Below are 17,603 nucleotides of genomic sequence, written 5' to 3'. Positions count from 1 at the left end.
CCCCGGCCGGAGAGCGGGCGGGCCGAACGCGATGCGCGCCGGGCCCCGCCCGCTCTCCGGCCGGGGTCGGCCCCTGCGGGTCCTCAGGACTCCGCGGAGCCGTCCTCGTCGTCCGGGGAAGCGTGCCCCGGACCCTGTCCCGGTCCCTGCTCCGGGTCCTTGCCCGTGTCGGGGCCACCGCGCGGTGGCTTCTGCGGGCGGGCCCGCCCGGTGCCCGGCGTGTCGCGCAGATACGACGCGCCGTCACCGCTCTCCGTGGCGTGGCCGCCGGGCCCCTGGCCCGGACCGCCGTCGCGCCGCCGCAGATACCGTTCGAACTCCTTGGCGATGGCCTCGCCGGTCGCCTCGGGCAGCTCGGCGGTGTCCCGCGCCTCCTCCAGCGACTGGACGTACTCCGCCACCTCGGTGTCCTCGGAGGCCAGTTGATCGACCCCCAGCTGCCACGCGCGCGCGTCCTCGGCCAGCTCGCCCTGCGGGATCCGCAGACCGATCAGATCCTCCAGACGGTTCAGCAGCGCCAGCGTCGCCTTCGGGTTGGGCGGCTGCGAGACGTAGTGCGGTACGGCGGCCCACAGGCTCACCGCCGGCACTCCCGCGTGTGTGCACGCCTCCTGGAGGATGCCGACGATGCCGGTCGGCCCCTCGTAGCGGGTCTCCTCCAGATCCATCGTCCTGGCCAGATCCGTGTCGGAGGTGACCCCGCTGACCGGTACCGGCCGGGTGTGCGGGGTGTCGCCGAGGAGCGCGCCCAGGATGACCACCATCTCCACGCCCAGCTCATGGGCGAAGCCCAGCAGCTCGTTGCAGAACGAGCGCCAGCGCATGGACGGCTCGATGCCGCGCACCAGCACCAGGTCGCGGGGTTTCTCACCGCCCACCCGGACCACGGAGAGCCGGGTGGTCGGCCAGGTGATCTTCCGCTGGCCGCCCTCCAGATAGACCGTGGGCCGGTTGACCTGAAAGTCGTAGTAGTCCTCGGCGTCCAGCGCCGCGAACACCTCGCCCTTCCATTCGCGGTGCAGATGAGCCACCGCTGTGGAGGCCGAGTCGCCCGCGTCGTTCCAGCCCTCGAACGCGGCCACCATGACCGGGTCGATCAGCTCGGGAACCCCGTCGAGCTCGATCACCCAGTGCCTCCTTCCGAAGTTGCCTCTCGTACGCACCAACCTTACGGCGTCAGCCGTCCCCGCCCGCAGCCCTGTGCACGGCCGGGTGAACTTCGCCGTACCGGGTCGCGGCGCGGAGAAAGTTCCCCCTCTCCCTGTCCACTTCTCCACGGATTCATCCGAGCAATGCCCCGGATTTTCGGCCCCACCCCGGATGCTCCCGCCTCTCCGGCGCTGTACATCGGATGACGACAAGAGATCCGATGTTCGCCGCGAGAGGTGCGGGTGACACGGAGCGGCACCGGCCGTACGGCCGGAGCGCGGCGCTTCGAAGGGCTCGGCGCGCTGGTCACCGGCGGCACCGCGCCCTCGACGTCCAAGGCCCTCGGCATGGCCCGTACCGCCCGGCACGCCCGGCCACCGAACAGACATCCTATGTATCGCGCGCCGTCGCCACCGCCGAAAGGCGCTCCCGGCCGGGAGCGCCCCTCCATCCCGTGTCCGGGGAGCGTCAGGCCCGTTCGGCGAGCAGTTCGGCGACCCTGGCGCGGATCGGGTCGGTGTCCAGGCCCCGGATGGTCAGGGTGGTACGGCGGCGCAGCACGTCGTCCGCCGTCTCGGCCCACTCGTGGTCCCTGGCGTAGACGACCTGCGCCCAGATCTCCGGGGCGTCCGGGTGGATCCGCTCGCCCAGCTCCGGGTACTCGTTCGCCAGCCGCACGATGTCGAAGGCCAGCGACCCGTAGTGGGTGGCGAGATGGCGGGCCGTGTCGACCGCCATGGACGGGCCCGTGCCGCCGCCGTCGATCAGCAGCCGGTGCGCGACGGCGTTCGGGCTCGCGATGCCCGGCAGCGGAAGCTTCTTCGGCAGCTGGGAGACCGGCTCCATGCCCTGGCCGAGCGGGTGGCCCGGCAGCGACTCCAGCTTCTTCAGGACGGTACGGCCGATGTGGCGGAAGGTCGTCCACTTGCCGCCCGCGACGGACAGCATGCCGCCGCGGCCCTCCGTCACGACGGTCTCGCGCTTGGCCTTGGAGGTGTCGCCGGGGCCGCCGGGCAGGACGCGCAGCCCGGCGAAGGAGTAGGTGATCAGATCCCGGCCGAGCTGCTGGTCGCGTACGGAGAAGGCCGCCTCGTCCAGGATCTGGTGGATGTCCTTCTCGTTGACCGCGACATCGCCGGGCTCGCCCTCGTACTCCTCGTCGGTCGTGCCGAGGAGCAGCATGTCCTCCCAGGGGAGGGCGAAGGTGATGCGGTACTTGTCGATGGGTGTGGCCAGCGCGGCCTTCCACGGCGCGGTGCGCTTGAGGACCAGGTGGGCGCCCTTGGAGAGCCGGATGGAGGGCGCCGCGTTCGGGTTCTCCAGCCTGCGCAGGTGGTCGACCCAGGGGCCGGTGGCGTTGAGCACCAGCCGGGCGTCGACGCCGAACTCCGTACCGTCGAGCCGGTCCTTCAGCTCGGCGCCGGTGACCCGGCCCTGGGTGAAGCGCAGCCCGGTGACCGAGGCGTGGTTGAGGACGGTGGCGCCGGAGTCGACGGCCGCGCGCACCGTCATCAGCGCCATCCGCGCGTCGTTCATCTGGTCGTCGCCGTACACGGCCACGGCCTTGAGGTTGTCCGTACGCAGCTCGGGCACGGCCTGCCGCGCCTTGTCCGGGCTGATCACATGGCCGACGCCGTCGCCGAACGCGGAGAGCGCGGAGTAGGCGAAGACGCCCGCGCCGAGCTTGGCCGCGCCGTGCGGGCCGCCCTTGTAGACCGGCAGGTAGAAGGTGAGCGGGTTGGCCAGGTGCGGCGCCACCTGCCGGGAGACCGCCCGCCGCTCGAAGTGGTTCTCCGCCACCAGCTTGACCGCGCCGGTCTGCAGGTAGCGCAGCCCGCCGTGGAGCAGCTTCGAGGAGGCGGAGGAGGTGGCGCCGGCGAAGTCGCCGCCGTCCACCAGGGCCACCCGCAGTCCCGACTGGGAGGCATGCCAGGCGGTGGAGATGCCCAGGATGCCGCCGCCGATCACCAGCAGGTCGTATGTCGCGTTGGACAGCTGGTCCCGGGTCTCGGCGCGGCTCGGCAGGGAACCGCCGGCCGGGTGCGTCCCCAGTGCGGGGACGCTCTGCAGGGTGCTCATAGGTGACTCCTCTTCAGCTCTGCCGGCTCACCGGCTCGTCAGCTGTCCGATTTCAACTGTCTTCGTTGTCGAGCCAGCCCATGGTCCGCTCGACGGCCTTGAGCCAGTTCTTGTACTCGCGGTCGCGTACGGCCGCGTCCATCCGGGGCGTCCACTCGGCGGCCCGGCGCCAGTTGGCGCGCAGGGCGTCGGTGTCCGGCCAGAAGCCCACGGCCAGTCCCGCGGCGTAGGCGGCGCCGAGGCAGGTGGTCTCCGCGACCATCGGGCGCACCACAGGTGCGTCCAGGACGTCGGAGAGTGTCTGCATCAGCAGGTTGTTGGAGGTCATTCCGCCGTCGACCTTGAGCGACGTCAGCTCGACGCCGGAGTCCTTGGTCATGGCGTCGCTGATCTCGCGGGTCTGCCAGGCCGTGGCCTCCAGCACCGCGCGGGCGATGTGCGCCTTGGTGACGTAGCCGGTCAGACCGGCGATGACGCCCCGGGCGTCGGGGCGCCAGTGCGGGGCGAAGAGGCCGGAGAAGGCGGGGACGAAGTAGGCGCCGCCGTTGTCCTCGACGGAGGAGGCCAGCGTCTCGATCTCGGCGGCCGACTTGATCAGGCCCATCTGGTCGCGCATCCACTGCACCAGCGAACCGGTGACGGCGATGGATCCCTCCAGCGCGTACACCGCGGGCTCGTCGCCGATCCGGTAGCCGACCGTGGTCAGCAGTCCGTTGTACGAGTTGACGGGCTTCCCGGCGGTGTTCATCAGCATGAAGGTGCCGGTGCCGTACGTGGACTTGGCCTCGCCCTCGGCGAAACAGGTCTGGCCGAACAGGGCCGCCTGCTGGTCGCCGAGCGCCGAGGCGACCGGGATGCCGTCCAGCACGCCGCCCTTGGCGTGCCCGTACACCTCGGCCGAGGAGCGGATCTCCGGCAGCATGGCGGCCGGGACCTGCATCGAGTCCAGGATCTTCTGGTCCCACTGGAGGTTGTGCAGGTTCATCAGCATGGTGCGCGAGGCGTTGGTGACGTCGGTGACGTGCACCCCGCCGTCGGTCCCGCCGGTCAGATTCCAGATGACCCAGGAGTCCATCGTGCCGAAGAGGATGTCGCCGCGCTCGGCGCGCTCGCGCAGCCCCGCCACGTTGTCCAGCAGCCAGCGGGCCTTCGGCCCGGCGAAGTAGCTGGCCAGCGGCAGCCCCGTCTCGCGGCGGAAGCGGTCCTGGCCGACGTTGCGGCCCAGCTCCCGGCAGAGCGCGTCGGTGCGGGTGTCCTGCCAGACGATGGCGTTGTGGACGGGCTCCCCGGTGTTCTTGTCCCACAGGAGGGTGGTCTCGCGCTGGTTGGTGATGCCGATCGCCTTGACGTCGGCCGAGGTGATGCCGGCCTTCTCGATGGCGCGGGCCACGACTTCCTGGACGTTCGTCCAGATCTCGGTGGCGTCGTGTTCCACCCAGCCGGGCTTGGGAAAGATCTGCTCGTGCTCCTTCTGGTCGACCGCGACGATGCGGCCGTCCCGGTCGAAGACGATGCAGCGACTCGACGTGGTGCCCTGGTCGATGGCCGCGATGAACGGGCCCGTCCCGTGGGAGGAGGTGCCGGTGGTGGTGTCGCTCACGGTGTCTGCTCCTGCTCGGTGCGAAGGGGAGGGGGAATTACGTCAGGACCCAGTTGTAGTAGCCGCCGGCCAGCGCGCCGCCGATCAGCGGGGCCACCACGGGTATCCAGGCATAGCTCCAGTCGGAGCCGCCCTTGTTGGGCAGCGGGAGCAGCGCGTGGACGATGCGCGGTCCCAGGTCACGGGCGGGGTTGATGGCGTATCCGGTCGGGCCGCCCAGCGAGAGGCCGATGGAGACCACGACGAACGCGGTGATCAGCACGCCCAGCACACCGAGGCCGTTGCCCTTGTCGTTGAGCCCCTGCGTGAGGATCGCGATGACCAGGACGAAGGTCGCGATGATCTCCGTGAGCATGTTCTGCGCCACGTTGCGGACCTCGGGTCCCGTGGAGAAGACGCCGAGGACGGGCCCGGCCTCGGGAGCCGACGTCTGGTCGACCAGCCCTTCGACGCGCGGCTGGGAGGCCACGATCTCCGGGTCGGTGAGATGCGCCTTGAACTGTCCCTGGTATGCCACCCAGACCAGGAAAGCACCGATCATCGCTCCCAGCAGCTGGGAGCCGATGTAGAGGGGGACATCGCTCCACCGGGTGCCCCCCTCGATCGCGAGTGCGAGCGTGACGGCCGGATTGAGATGGGCCCCCGAGAGTGGCGCCGACAGGTAGGCGCCGACCATGACGGCGAAGCCCCAGCCGAAGCTGATGGCCAGCCACCCCGCGTTCTGGGCCTTGGAACGCTTGAGAACAACCCCGGCGACTACGCCGCCACCGAGCAGGATCAACAGGGCCGTACCTGTGACCTCGCCTATGAAGATGTCGAAGTGGGACACCCGAGACTCCTTCGTCCAGGGGGGAGGACAAACCTCCGGTTCGCACCAGATGGTCCGCGCCCTCATGGGGAGGGCGATACCGGCCCATGGCGTTGTCACACACTAACTCGTATTACCGGCAAGTGTTCGACAATGCCGACCGTTGAACGGCAGTTTTGTCCTTGGGGCGACCCTCCGTCAAGAGTTCGGTGGTCGAAACCTCGATCAATACCGATGATCGGGCATAGCGCTCAAAACCGCCCGGCGCCGATGTCCCTGGAGACGGCCCGCGCGCATTCGCGCACGGCGGCCACCAGCTCGGGCCGCAGCTCGCCCGCAGGGCACAGCCGCTCCACCGCTCCGGTGATGGCGATGGCCCCCACCGGCATCCGCCGCCGGTCGTGGATGGGCGCCGCCACCGCGGCCACCCCCTCCCAGGTCTCCTCGACGTCCGCCGCCCAGCCGCGCGCCCTGGTCAGGTCGAGAACCGCCTCGAACTCGCCCAGGGCGGTGATGGTGCGCGCGGTGAACGCCTCGCGCTCACCCTCCACCGCCTCGCTGTGCGCCACCGGGTCGTACGCCGACAGCACCTTGCCCAGCGCGGTCGAGTGCATCGGCTGCATGGCGCCGACCTCCAGGACCTGCCGGCTGTCGTCCGGGCGGAAGACATGGTGGACGATCAGTACGCCCTGCTGGTGCACGACGCCCAGGTGCACGCTCTCGCCGCTGGACCTGGCCAGGTCGTCGGTCCAGACCAGCGCCCTGGCGCGCAGCTCGTGCACGTCCAGATAGCTGTTGCCCAGCCGCAGCAGCTCCGCCCCCAGCTGGTAGCGCCCGGAGGCGGCGTCCTGCTCGACGAAGCCCTCGGCCTGGAGGGTGCGCAGGATGCCGTGCGCGGTGCCCTTGGCCAGCCCCACCGAGGAGGCGATCTCGGACAGGCCGAGCCGGCGCTCGCCGCCCGCGAGCAGCCGGAGCATGGCAGCCGCCCGTTCCAGCGACTGGATGTTCTTCGCCATCGGACCCGGACCTCCACTACGTTCGACAATGCTGAACACTATCGGCCGATGCCGACCTTTTCTCCTCGTGGAGAGGGTCTGTCAAGACCGCGGACCCGGGAGATTCCCGTCCACAGGATGCCGTCCGCCCGCTGGGACGCCGTACCGGACCTGGGCGCACCCGGCTACGCTGGCCGGGTGCGCCTGCCACCAGTCGGGCGCAAAGCCGACAGCCGTCGCAGCCCCGGGAGTACTTTCATGGCCTCGTCGCCGACCCCGTCCGCAGACAGCCGGACCCGTATCGATGCCCTCCGTGAGGCGCTCGCCACCCGTGTGGTGGTGGCCGACGGAGCCATGGGCACCATGCTCCAGGCCCAGGATCCGACGATGGAGGACTTCCAGGACCTGGAAGGCTGCAACGAGATCCTCAATGTGACCCGCCCGGACATCGTCCGCTCGGTCCACCAGGAGTACTTCGCCGTCGGCGTCGACTGCGTGGAGACCAACACCTTCGGCACGAACCACGCCGCGCTGGCGGAGTACGACATCCCGGAGCGCGTCTTCGAGCTGGCCGAGGCGGGCGCCCGGATCGCCCGCGAGGTCGCCGACGAGTTCACCGCCTCCACCGGGGCGCAGCGCTGGGTGCTCGGGTCGATGGGCCCCGGCACCAAGCTGCCGACGCTGGGCCACGCCCCCTACGTCACGCTGCGCGACGCCTACCAGCGCAACGCCGAGGGGCTGATCGCCGGGGGCGCCGATGCCCTGCTGGTCGAGACCACCCAGGACCTGTTGCAGACCAAGGCCGCCGTCCTCGGCGCCCGCCAGGCCCTGCGCTCCTCCGGGCTGAACCTGCCGATCATCTGCTCGGTCACGGTGGAGACGACCGGCACGATGCTCCTCGGCTCGGAGATCGGCGCGGCCCTCACCGCCCTGGAGCCGCTCGGCATCGACATGATCGGCCTCAACTGCGCCACCGGCCCCGCCGAGATGAGCGAGCACCTGCGCTATCTCGCCCGCCACTCGCGGATCCCGCTCTCCTGCATGCCCAACGCGGGGCTGCCCGTCCTCGGCAAGGACGGGGCGCACTACCCGCTCTCCGCCGCCGAGCTGGCCGACGCGCAGGAGACGTTCGTCGGCGAATACGGCCTCTCGCTGGTGGGCGGCTGCTGCGGTACGACCCCGGAGCACCTGCGCCAGGTCGTCGAACGCGTCAGGGGTACGGCGCTGACCGAGCGCACCCCGCACCCCGAGCCGGGCGCCGCCTCCCTCTACCAGACCGTGCCGTTCCGGCAGGACGCCTCGTACCTCGCGATCGGCGAGCGCACCAACGCCAACGGTTCGAAGAAGTTCCGGGATGCCATGCTGGCAGGCCGCTGGGACGACTGTGTGGAGATGGCCCGCGACCAGATCCGCGAGGGCGCCCACCTGCTGGACCTCTGCGTCGACTACGTGGGCCGGGACGGCGTCGCCGACATGGCCGAGCTGGCGGGCCGGTTCGCCACCGCCTCCACCCTGCCCATCGTGCTCGACTCCACCGAACTGCCCGTCCTGCGCGCCGGACTGGAGAAGCTCGGCGGCCGGGCCGTCATCAACTCCGTCAACTACGAGGACGGCGACGGCCCCGAGTCGCGCTTCACCAAGGTCACCGAGCTGGCCGTCGAGCACGGCGCCGCGCTGATCGCGCTCACCATCGACGAGGAGGGCCAGGCCCGTACCGTCGAACACAAGGTCGCCATCGCCGAACGGCTGATCACCGACCTGACCACCACCTGGGGGGTGCACGAGTCGGACATCCTCATCGACTGCCTCACCTTCACCATCTGCACGGGCCAGGAGGAGTCCCGCGGCGACGGCATCGCCACCATCGGGGCGATCCGCGAACTCAAGCGCCGCCACCCCGACGTCCAGACGACGCTCGGCCTGTCGAACATCTCGTTCGGGCTGAACCCGGCGGCCCGTATCGTCCTCAACTCCGTCTTCCTGGACGAGTGCGTCAAGGCCGGACTGGACTCCGCGATCGTGCACGCCTCGAAGATCCTGCCGATCGCGCGGCTGGAGGAGGAGCAGGTCAAGGCCGCCCACGACCTGATCTACGACCGGCGCGCCGAGGGGTACGACCCGCTCCAGAGGCTGATGGAGCTGTTCGAGGGCGTCAACACCAAGTCGATGAAGGACGGCCGGGCCGAGGAACTTCTCGCGCTGCCGCTGGACGAGCGGCTCCAGCGCCGGATCATCGACGGGGAGAAGAACGGCCTGGAGGCCGACCTGGACGAGGCGCTCACCACCCGGCCCGCGCTCGACATCGTCAACGACACACTGCTGGAGGGCATGAAGGTCGTCGGCGAGCTGTTCGGCTCCGGCCAGATGCAGCTGCCGTTCGTCCTCCAGTCGGCCGAGGTGATGAAGACGGCGGTCGCCCATCTCGAACCGCACATGGAGAAGACCGACGACGAGGGCAAGGGCACCATCGTGCTCGCCACCGTCCGCGGCGATGTCCACGACATCGGCAAGAACCTGGTCGACATCATCCTCTCCAACAACGGCTACAACGTGGTCAACCTCGGCATCAAGCAGCCCGTCGCCGCGATCCTGGACGCGGCGCAGGAGCACCGGGCCGATGTCATCGGCATGTCCGGCCTGCTCGTCAAGTCCACGGTGATCATGAAGGAGAACCTCCAGGAGCTGAACCAGCGCCAGATGGCCGCCGACTACCCGGTGATCCTCGGCGGCGCCGCGCTGACCAGGGCCTATGTCGAACAGGACCTCCACGAGATCTACGAGGGCGAAGTCCGCTACGCGCGCGACGCGTTCGAGGGCCTGCGCCTGATGGACGCCCTGATCGCCGTCAAGCGCGGCGTCCCCGGCGCCGTGCTCCCCGAGCTGAAGCAGCGCCGGGTCAGGGCCGCGCCGAGCACCGTGGTGGAGGAGCGCCCCGAGGAGGGCGCCGTCCGCTCGGACGTCTCGGTGGACAACCCCGTCCCCGAACCGCCGTTCTGGGGCACCCGTGTCGTCAAGGGCATCCAGCTCAAGGAGTACGCCTCCTGGCTCGACGAGGGAGCCCTCTTCAAGGGCCAGTGGGGGCTGAAGGAGTCCCGCAAGGGCGGCCCCGGCTACGAGGAGCTGGTGGAGAGCGAGGGCCGGCCCCATCTGCGCGGCTGGCTGGAGAAGATGCACACGCGCAACATGCTGGAGGCGGCCGTCGTCTACGGCTACTTCCCCTGTGTGTCCAAGGGCGACGACCTGATCCTGCTGAACGACGACGGCTCGGAGCGGACCCGCTTCACCTTCCCGCGCCAGCGCCGCGGCCGACGGCTCTGCCTGGCGGACTTCTTCCGCCCGGAGGAGTCCGGCGAGAGGGACGTGGTCGGACTCCAGGTCGTCACGGTCGGCTCGAAGATCGGCGAGGCGACCGCGGAGCTGTTCGAGGCCAACGCCTACCGCGACTACCTGGAGCTGCACGGGCTCTCCGTCCAGCTCGCCGAGGCGCTCGCCGAGTACTGGCACGCCCGGGTCCGCTCCGAGCTGGGCTTCGCGGGCGAGGACCCGGCCGAGGTCCAGGACATGTTCGCCCTCAAGTACCGGGGAGCGCGCTTCTCGCTCGGCTACGGCGCCTGCCCCGACCTGGAGGACCGCGCCAAGATCGCGGACCTGCTGGAGCCGGGCCGCATCGGCGTCGAGCTGTCCGAGGAGTTCCAGCTCCACCCCGAGCAGTCCACCGACGCCATCGTCATCCACCACCCCGAGGCGAAGTACTTCAACGCGCGCTGAGGCCCCGCGGGCCGCACCCGGTGGAATCCGGGCGGCGTGAGCGGCGGACGAGTCGTACACTGGTCGGTCCAGTGCAGGCCGGTCGCCTGTCCCGGCGGGGGAGAGCCCGCGGGAGAGGTGACCGGCCTTCTCGTCCCCCATGGAGGTGTGCCGGATGACCAGTACGGTCCCCGCGTCCCTGACCCGTACGGCCGAAGGGTCCGCCCTTCAGGGTGTTCTGCTCGACATGGACGGCACACTCGTCGACAGCGAGGGCTTCTGGTGGGACGCGGAGGTCGAGGTCTTCAAGAGCCTCGGTCACGTCCTCGACGAGTCCTGGCGCGACGTGGTGGTCGGCGGGCCCATGACCCGCAGCGCGGGCTTCCTCATCGAGGCCACCGGCGCCGGCATCGCCCTCGCCGAGCTGACCGTGCTCCTCAACGAGACCTTCGAGGAACGCATCGGACTGGGGGTGCCGCTGATGCCGGGCGCCCAGCGGCTGCTCGCCGAACTGGCCGCGCACGAGGTGCCCACCGCCCTGGTCTCCGCCTCGCACCGGCGCATCATCGACCGTGTGCTGATCTCGCTGGGCCCGAAGAACTTCGCGCTGACCGTAGCGGGCGACGAGGTTGCCAGGACCAAGCCCCATCCGGACCCGTATCTGGTCGCCGCGCGCGGCCTGAAGGCAGATCCCGCGCGGTGTGTCGTCATCGAGGACACCGCCACCGGAGTGGCCTCCGCCGAGGCCGCGGGATGCCCCGTGGTCGCCGTCCCCTCCGTCGCCGCCATCGCGCCCGCGCCCGGCCGGACGGTCGTGGCGTCGCTGGAGGACATCGACCTGGTATTCCTGCGCGATCTGATGACAGGAAGGGACCGGCGCGCACACTGAGTGTCGCGCCGTAATGCGGGAAGGGAACTCATCGCATTGGCGCGGATATTTTCTGTTACCACACGGCCCCCCGACCGGGCCGGTCGGAGCCGAACCGAAATGCTTGGTGAGTGACCTTTATCACCTGCCTGCTCATCGACAGCGGCCGATCCGGCTGTTCCAGTGCGGCCCCACACGCCGGTTCCTGTGCCCTTGTGTCCGTATTGGTGGAGACGTGTACGAAACATTCCAGCGTCGGCATATTCACTGGCCGCTATTGTCGATCACTGTGTGATGACGTTTCAGATCGGGCCCGTTCCGGCATTCCCGGTGCCTCCGACTAATCTCGTGGCGAGTACTTCGCCGCATCAACGACGTGTCCCGACGGCCACCCAAGTCGCCATGTACACAGGACCGATCGCCCTGGATCCCGGCCCGATCGCACTGCCCCGACCGGGTAAACGCGGCGGAGTCTCCTCGCACCGTTGTATCTCAGTGCCGGATGAGGGAGTACGTCCAGGATGAACCGCAAGACTTTGGTGCTGCCGGTCGTGATCGGCCTGCTTGCGCCCGTGCTCGCCGGTTGCGGTGACTCGGACGGTGGCTCCGGCGGTGATGCCATTGTCGTGGGGACCACGGACCAGTACATCGCCACCAAGGATGCCCCCGCCCCTCTGGACCCGGCCTTCGCCTACGACGCCGGTACCTGGAACGTGCTGCGCCAAGTCGTCCAGAACCTGATGTACATCCCGCGCGGTGGCGGCAAGCCGTTGCCCGACGCCGCCTCCGAGTGCTCGTTCACCGACCGGGCCAACGAGAGCTACCGCTGCACCCTGCGCGAGGGGCTCAAGTTCTCCAACGGAGACCCCGTCACCGCCGAGGACGTCAAGTACTCCATCCAACGGGTCCTGGACATCGATGACCCCAGCGGTATCGCCGCTCTCGTGAACACCATCGACACCATGGAGACCGACGGCGACTCCAGGATCATCTTCCATCTGAAGTCCTCGGACGCGACCTTCCCGTACAAGCTGACGACCCCGCCGGCCGGCATCCTCAGCGCGAAGGACTACCCGGCGAAGAAGTTCCGCAACGGGTTCGACCTGACCGGCTCGGGCCCGTACACGATGAAGACCGAGCTGAAGGACGACACCGTCGTCAAGGCCGTCTTCACCAAGAACCCGAACTACAAGGGCGCCGTCAAGCCCCAGAACGACAAGGTCGAGATCCGTCCCTACAAGGACGCCGACTCCATGGGCGAGGCCCTGGAGAGCGGCGACATCGACGTGATGACCCGCGCGATGTCCCCCGAACAGGTGCGTCAGCTGATCGAGGAGCCCAAGGACGACATCCAGCTCACCGAGATGCCCGGCCTGGAGATCCGTTACCTCGGATTCGACACCGAGGCGCCGACGGTCAAGGAGAAGGCGGTACGCCAGGCGATGGCGTACACCATCGACCGCGGCCAGCTCATCAACAAGGTGTACGCGGGCATGGCCGAGCCGCTCTACTCGCTCATCCCGTCGAGCATCGCCACGCACACCAACCCGTTCTTCAACAAGTACGGCGACGGCGACACGGCCAAGGCGGCGGCCCTCCTCCAGGAGGCGGGCATCACCACCCCGGTGAAGCTCACGCTGAACTACACCACCGACCACTACGGTTCTGCCACGGCCAAGGAGTTCGAGACCCTTCGGGACCAGCTCAACGGCAGCAAGCTCTTCGACATCACGATCAAGGGCACCGAGTGGTCGGTCTTCCGCCCCAAGGAGGTCAAGCGGGAGTACGCGGCCTACGGCATGGGCTGGTTCCCCGACTTCCCGGACCCGGACACCTATACCTCCTCCTTCCTGGACAAGGGCAACTTCCTCTCCAGCCCGTACGACAACCCCAGGCTGCGCAAGGATCTGCTGCCGCAGTCGCGCAAGGAAGCCGACCGCAGCGCCGCCACGAAGACCTTCGGCGAGATCCAGAACATCGTCGCCGAGGACGTCCCCTTCCTGCCGCTCTGGCAGGGCAAGCAGTACGTCGCCGCCCGCACCGAGATCACCGGGGTCGAGTGGGCGGTCAACTCCTCCGCCGAGCTGCACCTGTGGGAGCTGCGCAGGGGCTCCGCCACCTCCTGATCCGCGGCAGGACACCAGACACCACGAAGGGCCGCCGGGAAACCTCCCGGCGGCCCTTCGCCGTACCTCCCGCCCCCGCGCGGACACGGGCGGAGCCCTACTGGGCGCCGGGACGCACCAGGCCGCTCTCGTACGCGTACACCGCCGCCTGCACCCGGTCGCGCAGCCCCAGCTTCGTCAGCACATGGCCCACATGCGTCTTCACCGTCGTCTCGCTGACAAACAGGTCCGCCGCGATCTCGGCGTTGGACAGCCCGCGCGCCACCAGCTTCAGCACCTCGACCTCGCGGTCGGTCAGCGTGTGCAGCGTGTCGGGCAGCGGCTCCTCGCCGGACGGCAGATGATCCGCGTACTTGTCGAGCAGCCGGCGCGTGATGCTCGGCGCGAGCATCGCCTCGCCCGCCGCGACCACCCGGATGGCCTGCACCAGCTCATTGGCGGGCGCGTCCTTGAGCAGAAAGCCGCTGGCACCCGCGCGCAGCGCCTCCACCACGTACTCGTCGAGATCGAAGGTGGTCAGGACCAGCACCTTCGCCGGGCCGTCGCGGCCGGGCCCGGTGATCTGGCGCGTCGCCTCGACCCCGTCCATCCGGGGCATCCGGATGTCCATCAGCACCACGTCGGGCTGGAGGGCCCGCACCTGGTCGATCGCCTGGAGACCGTCCCCGGCCTCACCGACGACCGCGATGTCCTGCTCCGCCTCCAGGATCATCCGGAATCCGGTGCGCAGCAGCGGCTGGTCGTCGACCAGTAGGACGCGGACAGTCACAGGAGACTCCTTGCCGGAAGGGCACTGGGGTGCGTCGCGGACGGTCCCGTCCGCGACGGCCGACGGGCGGACGACGCCACACGCGCGACACACCCTGGACAGGCCCCATTCTGCCTGACCGCCCCACGCCCGACCGGGGCGGTGTCTACACGCTCTCCGGCACACTCTCCGGCACGGCGGCCGACTCGGCCCCGCCCGCCGGCCGCACCACGCTCAGCGGGTACACCGGCGGCGTACCCCCGAATTCCGGACACACCGCCTGGTGGTCGCACCAGCCGCACAGCTTGCTGCGCCGCGGCTGCCAGTCACCGGTCGCCGTGGCCCGCTCGATCGCCTCCCACAGCGCCAGCAGCTTGCGCTCCACCCGGTCGAGGTCCGCCTCCACCGGGTCGTACGTCACGACCTCGCCGCTGCCCAGATACACCAGCTGCAGGCGGCGCGGCAGCACCCCCTTCAGCCGCCGCACCACCAGCGCGTAGAACGTCATCTGGAACCGCGCCCCCTCCGCGTACTCCGGACGCGGCGCCTTGCCCGTCTTGTAGTCGACGATGCGCACCTCGCCGGTGGGCGCCACATCGACCCGGTCGATCACCCCGCGCAGCCGCAGCCCCGAATCCAGCTCCGTCTCCAGGAACAGCTCGCGCTCCGCCGGTTCGAGCCGGGTCGGGTCCTCCAGCGAGAACCACCGCTCGACGAGCTGCTCCGCCTGCGTCAGCCAGCGCGCCAGCCGCTCGCCCTCCTCGTCCCCCGCGAACAGCTCCGACAGCTCCGGCCTGGCCTTCAGCAGCCGGTCCCACTGGCCGGGCACCAGCGCCTTGGCGTGCGGCGCGGTGCGCTCGGCCGCCGGGGCGTCGAAGAGACGCTCCAGCACCGCGTGCACCAGCGTGCCCCGCGTCGCCGCCTCGCTCGGCTTCTCCGGCAACTTGTCGATCACCCGGAAGCGGTACAGCAACGGGCACTGCATGAAGTCGTTCGCACGCGACGGGGACAGGGAAGAAGGCGGCAGGCTCGTACTCATGACGCAGACCCTACGACCCGACACTGACAGCGAGACGAATACCATCGACTACGGAGCCTCTCGCACCGCATGATCGAGCGAGCGACCCTGCCGACGAAGGGAACCCGTGAAAGAGGACGACGAGGGCGGCAAGCGCGAGCTGCCCCAGCCCGGCAAGGGGGAATCGGGCCCCGGCGGCAAGCCGAAGCGCCGCGAGGATCCCGGCGGTGGCATTCTCATGGGCCGCCCCTTCGGCGTGCCCGTCTACGTCGCTCCCAGCTGGTTCGTGGTGGCCGCGCTCATCACCTGGATCTTCGGCGGCCAACTCGACCGGGTCCTCCCCGAACTCGGCAATCTGCGCTATCTGGTGGCGCTGTTCTTCGCCGTCGCCTTCTACGCCTCCGTGCTCGTGCACGAACTCGCGCACACGGTCGCGGCCCTGCGTTTCAAACTGCCCGTGCGCCGCATCCAGCTCCAGTTCTTCGGCGGCGTCTCCGAGATCGAGAAGGAGACCGAGACACCGGGCCGCGAGTTCATCCTCGCCTTCGTCGGACCGCTGCTGTCGCTGGTCCTCTCCGGCATCTTCTACCTCTGCATGCTGACCGTGCAGCCCGGCACGGTGCCCGGGGTCCTGCTCGCCGGGCTGATGGTCTCCAACCTGATCGTCGCGGTCTTCAACCTGCTGCCCGGCCTCCCGCTCGACGGCGGCCGGATGCTGCGCGCCGTCGTCTGGAAGATCACCGGCAAGCCCATGAGCGGCACCGTCGCCGCCGCCTGGGTCGGCAGGGCGCTCGCCGTGACCGTACTGATCGGCCTCCCGCTGCTCACCCGTACGAGCGCGCTCACCTCCTCGACGCGGGACGTCAGCGGCATGGAGACCGTCACCGACGCGCTCCTCGCCGCCATCCTCGCCGCGATCATCTGGACCGGCGCGGGCAACAGCCTGCGGATGGCCAGGCTCCGTGAGCACCTCCCCGAACTCCAGGCCCGCGCGCTCACCCGGCGCGCCGTCCCCGTCGAGGCCGCCACCCCGCTCTCCGAAGCCCTGCGCCGCGCCAACGAGGCCGGCGCCCGCGCGCTGGTGGTCGTGGACGGCCAGGGCGAGCCGATGGCTCTCGTACGGGAGTCCGCGATCGTCGGGGTCCCGCAGCACCGCCGCCCCTGGGTCGCCGTCAGCGGCCTCGCCCAGGACCTCACGGACGGCATGAAGGTGCCCGCCGACCTCGCGGGCGAGGCGCTGCTGGACCGGCTCAGGGCCAGCCCCGCCACCGAGTACCTGGTACTGGAGGAGACGGGAGAGATCTACGGGGTCCTCTCGACGGCGGACGTCGAGCGCGCCTTCGTCTCGGCGATGGCCCGCCCGCAGTGACCCCGGAACGGCAGTGACGCCAGAACCGCAGTGACCCCGGAACGGCAGTGACCCCGGAACGCGGCGAGCGAGCCGCAGGGGCGCCCCGGAGGCGAGCCGGGCTCGCCCAAAAGACGGGTTAAGCTGACCGTATGTCCGAACCGACCGGTGCCGCCCGTCGTCGCGGCCCCTTCAAGGTCGGGGACCAGGTCCAGCTCACCGACCCCAAGGGACGCCACTACACGTTCACGCTCGAAGCCGGGAAGAACTTCCATACCCACAAAGGGTCCTTCCCGCACGACGAGCTGATCGGTGCTCCCGAGGGCAGTGTTGTCCGTACCACGGGAAACGTCGCCTACCTCGCGCTGCGCCCCCTGCTCCCCGACTATGTCCTGTCCATGCCCCGCGGCGCCGCTGTGGTCTACCCGAAGGACGCCGGCCAGATCCTGGCCTTCGCCGACATCTTCCCCGGCGCCCGTGTCGTCGAGGCCGGTGTCGGCTCCGGCTCGCTCAGCAGCTTCCTGCTGCGTGTCATCGGCGACCAGGGGATGCTGCACTCCTACGAGCGCCGTCAGGACTTCGCCGACATCGCCCGGCAGAACGTCGAGCGGTACTTCGGTGAGCCGCACCCCGCCTGGGAACTGACGGTCGGTGACCTCCAGGACAACCTGTCCGACACGGACGTCGACCGGGTGATCCTCGACATGCTCGCCCCCTGGGAGTGCGTCGAGGCCGTCTCCAAGGCGCTCGTGCCCGGCGGCATCCTGTGCGCCTATGTCGCGACGACCACTCAGCTGTCCCGCACCGTCGAGACGATCCGGGAGTTCGGCACGTTCAACGAGCCGGCCGCCTGGGAGTCCATGGTGCGCAACTGGCACGTCGAAGGGCTGGCCGTACGCCCCGACCACCGGATGATCGGCCACACCGGCTTCCTGGTGACCGCCCGCCGGCTCGCGGACGGCGTCGAGCCCCCGCTGCGCCGCCGCCGCCCGTCCAAGGGCGCCTACGGCGACGACTACGACGGTCCCGGCAGCGCCACCGGAGGCGCCGCCCGCTGATCCGGACGGCCGGGCCGGTCACCCGCGCCCCTGCCGCCAACACACCGTCGCCGCCGTCG

The 17,603-nt window shown here is 69.9% G+C and carries 12 protein-coding genes; 5 read left to right on the top strand and 7 right to left on the bottom strand.

The features are described 5' to 3' along the window. Positions 1-83 precede the first annotated feature (83 nt). From DVH02_RS06880 to DVH02_RS06860, 5 genes are all read right to left on the bottom strand, one after another. The gene (locus tag DVH02_RS06880) at positions 84-1,127 is read right to left on the bottom strand and encodes a PAC2 family protein (RefSeq protein WP_114622803.1); all 1,044 of its coding nucleotides are present in this window, start codon (positions 1,125-1,127) and stop codon (positions 84-86) included. Positions 1,128-1,617: 490 nt separating this feature from the next. After that, on the bottom strand, positions 1,618-3,228 hold the full coding sequence (locus tag DVH02_RS06875) for a glycerol-3-phosphate dehydrogenase/oxidase (RefSeq protein WP_114622802.1): 1,611 nt from the start codon (positions 3,226-3,228) through the stop codon (positions 1,618-1,620). Positions 3,229-3,280: 52 nt separating this feature from the next. After that, positions 3,281-4,828: a glycerol kinase GlpK gene (gene glpK / locus DVH02_RS06870; RefSeq protein ID WP_114622801.1), complete on the bottom strand. Its 1,548-nt coding sequence runs from the start codon at positions 4,826-4,828 to the stop codon at positions 3,281-3,283. A 37-nt stretch (positions 4,829-4,865) separates the two neighbouring features. Further along, complete coding sequence (locus DVH02_RS06865) at positions 4,866-5,657, bottom strand: MIP/aquaporin family protein (protein ID WP_114622800.1); 792 nt, start codon at positions 5,655-5,657, stop codon at positions 4,866-4,868. A gap of 230 nt (positions 5,658-5,887) precedes the next feature. Next, positions 5,888-6,652, bottom strand: a complete 765-nt coding sequence (locus DVH02_RS06860) for an IclR family transcriptional regulator (RefSeq protein WP_114622799.1) — start codon at positions 6,650-6,652, stop codon at positions 5,888-5,890. Between the two features lie 237 nt (positions 6,653-6,889). Between DVH02_RS06860 and metH the strand changes: the two genes are divergently transcribed. The 3 genes from metH (at position 6,890) to DVH02_RS06845 (ending at position 13,372) form a co-directional block, all read left to right on the top strand. Beyond that, positions 6,890-10,399: a methionine synthase gene (gene metH, locus DVH02_RS06855; protein ID WP_114622798.1), complete on the top strand. Its 3,510-nt coding sequence runs from the start codon at positions 6,890-6,892 to the stop codon at positions 10,397-10,399. Positions 10,400-10,553: 154 nt separating this feature from the next. Next, complete coding sequence (locus DVH02_RS06850) at positions 10,554-11,267, top strand: HAD family hydrolase (RefSeq protein WP_114622797.1); 714 nt, start codon at positions 10,554-10,556, stop codon at positions 11,265-11,267. Positions 11,268-11,767: 500 nt separating this feature from the next. Beyond that, positions 11,768-13,372, top strand: a complete 1,605-nt coding sequence (locus DVH02_RS06845; RefSeq protein WP_114622796.1) for an ABC transporter substrate-binding protein — start codon at positions 11,768-11,770, stop codon at positions 13,370-13,372. Between the two features lie 97 nt (positions 13,373-13,469). On the opposite strand, the gene DVH02_RS06840 is transcribed toward DVH02_RS06845, so the two are convergent. Together DVH02_RS06840 and DVH02_RS06835 are read right to left on the bottom strand one after the other, a co-directional pair. After that, entirely contained in the window at positions 13,470-14,141 is a 672-nt protein-coding gene (locus tag DVH02_RS06840; protein WP_114622795.1) for a response regulator, read from the bottom strand. A gap of 145 nt (positions 14,142-14,286) precedes the next feature. After that, positions 14,287-15,204, bottom strand: coding sequence for a RecB family exonuclease (locus DVH02_RS06835; protein ID WP_114622794.1), 918 nt, complete (start codon positions 15,202-15,204; stop codon positions 14,287-14,289). A 61-nt stretch (positions 15,205-15,265) separates the two neighbouring features. Between DVH02_RS06835 and DVH02_RS06830 the strand changes: the two genes are divergently transcribed. Together DVH02_RS06830 and DVH02_RS06825 are read left to right on the top strand one after the other, a co-directional pair. Then, complete coding sequence (locus DVH02_RS06830; protein ID WP_114622793.1) at positions 15,266-16,507, top strand: site-2 protease family protein; 1,242 nt, start codon at positions 15,266-15,268, stop codon at positions 16,505-16,507. 131 nt (positions 16,508-16,638) lie between these two features. Continuing rightward, positions 16,639-17,544 (top strand): tRNA (adenine-N1)-methyltransferase, encoded by a 906-nt coding sequence (locus DVH02_RS06825; RefSeq protein WP_114622792.1) that lies wholly within the window; start codon positions 16,639-16,641, stop codon positions 17,542-17,544. The last annotated feature ends 59 nt before the right edge of the window (positions 17,545-17,603 follow it).

Source organism: Streptomyces corynorhini, assembly GCF_003346515.1.
In the GTDB taxonomy this organism is placed as follows: domain Bacteria; phylum Actinomycetota; class Actinomycetes; order Streptomycetales; family Streptomycetaceae; genus Streptomyces; species Streptomyces corynorhini.
The sequence above is the reverse complement of the archived record's forward strand: the minus strand, read 5'-3'. Positions and strand labels throughout refer to the sequence as shown.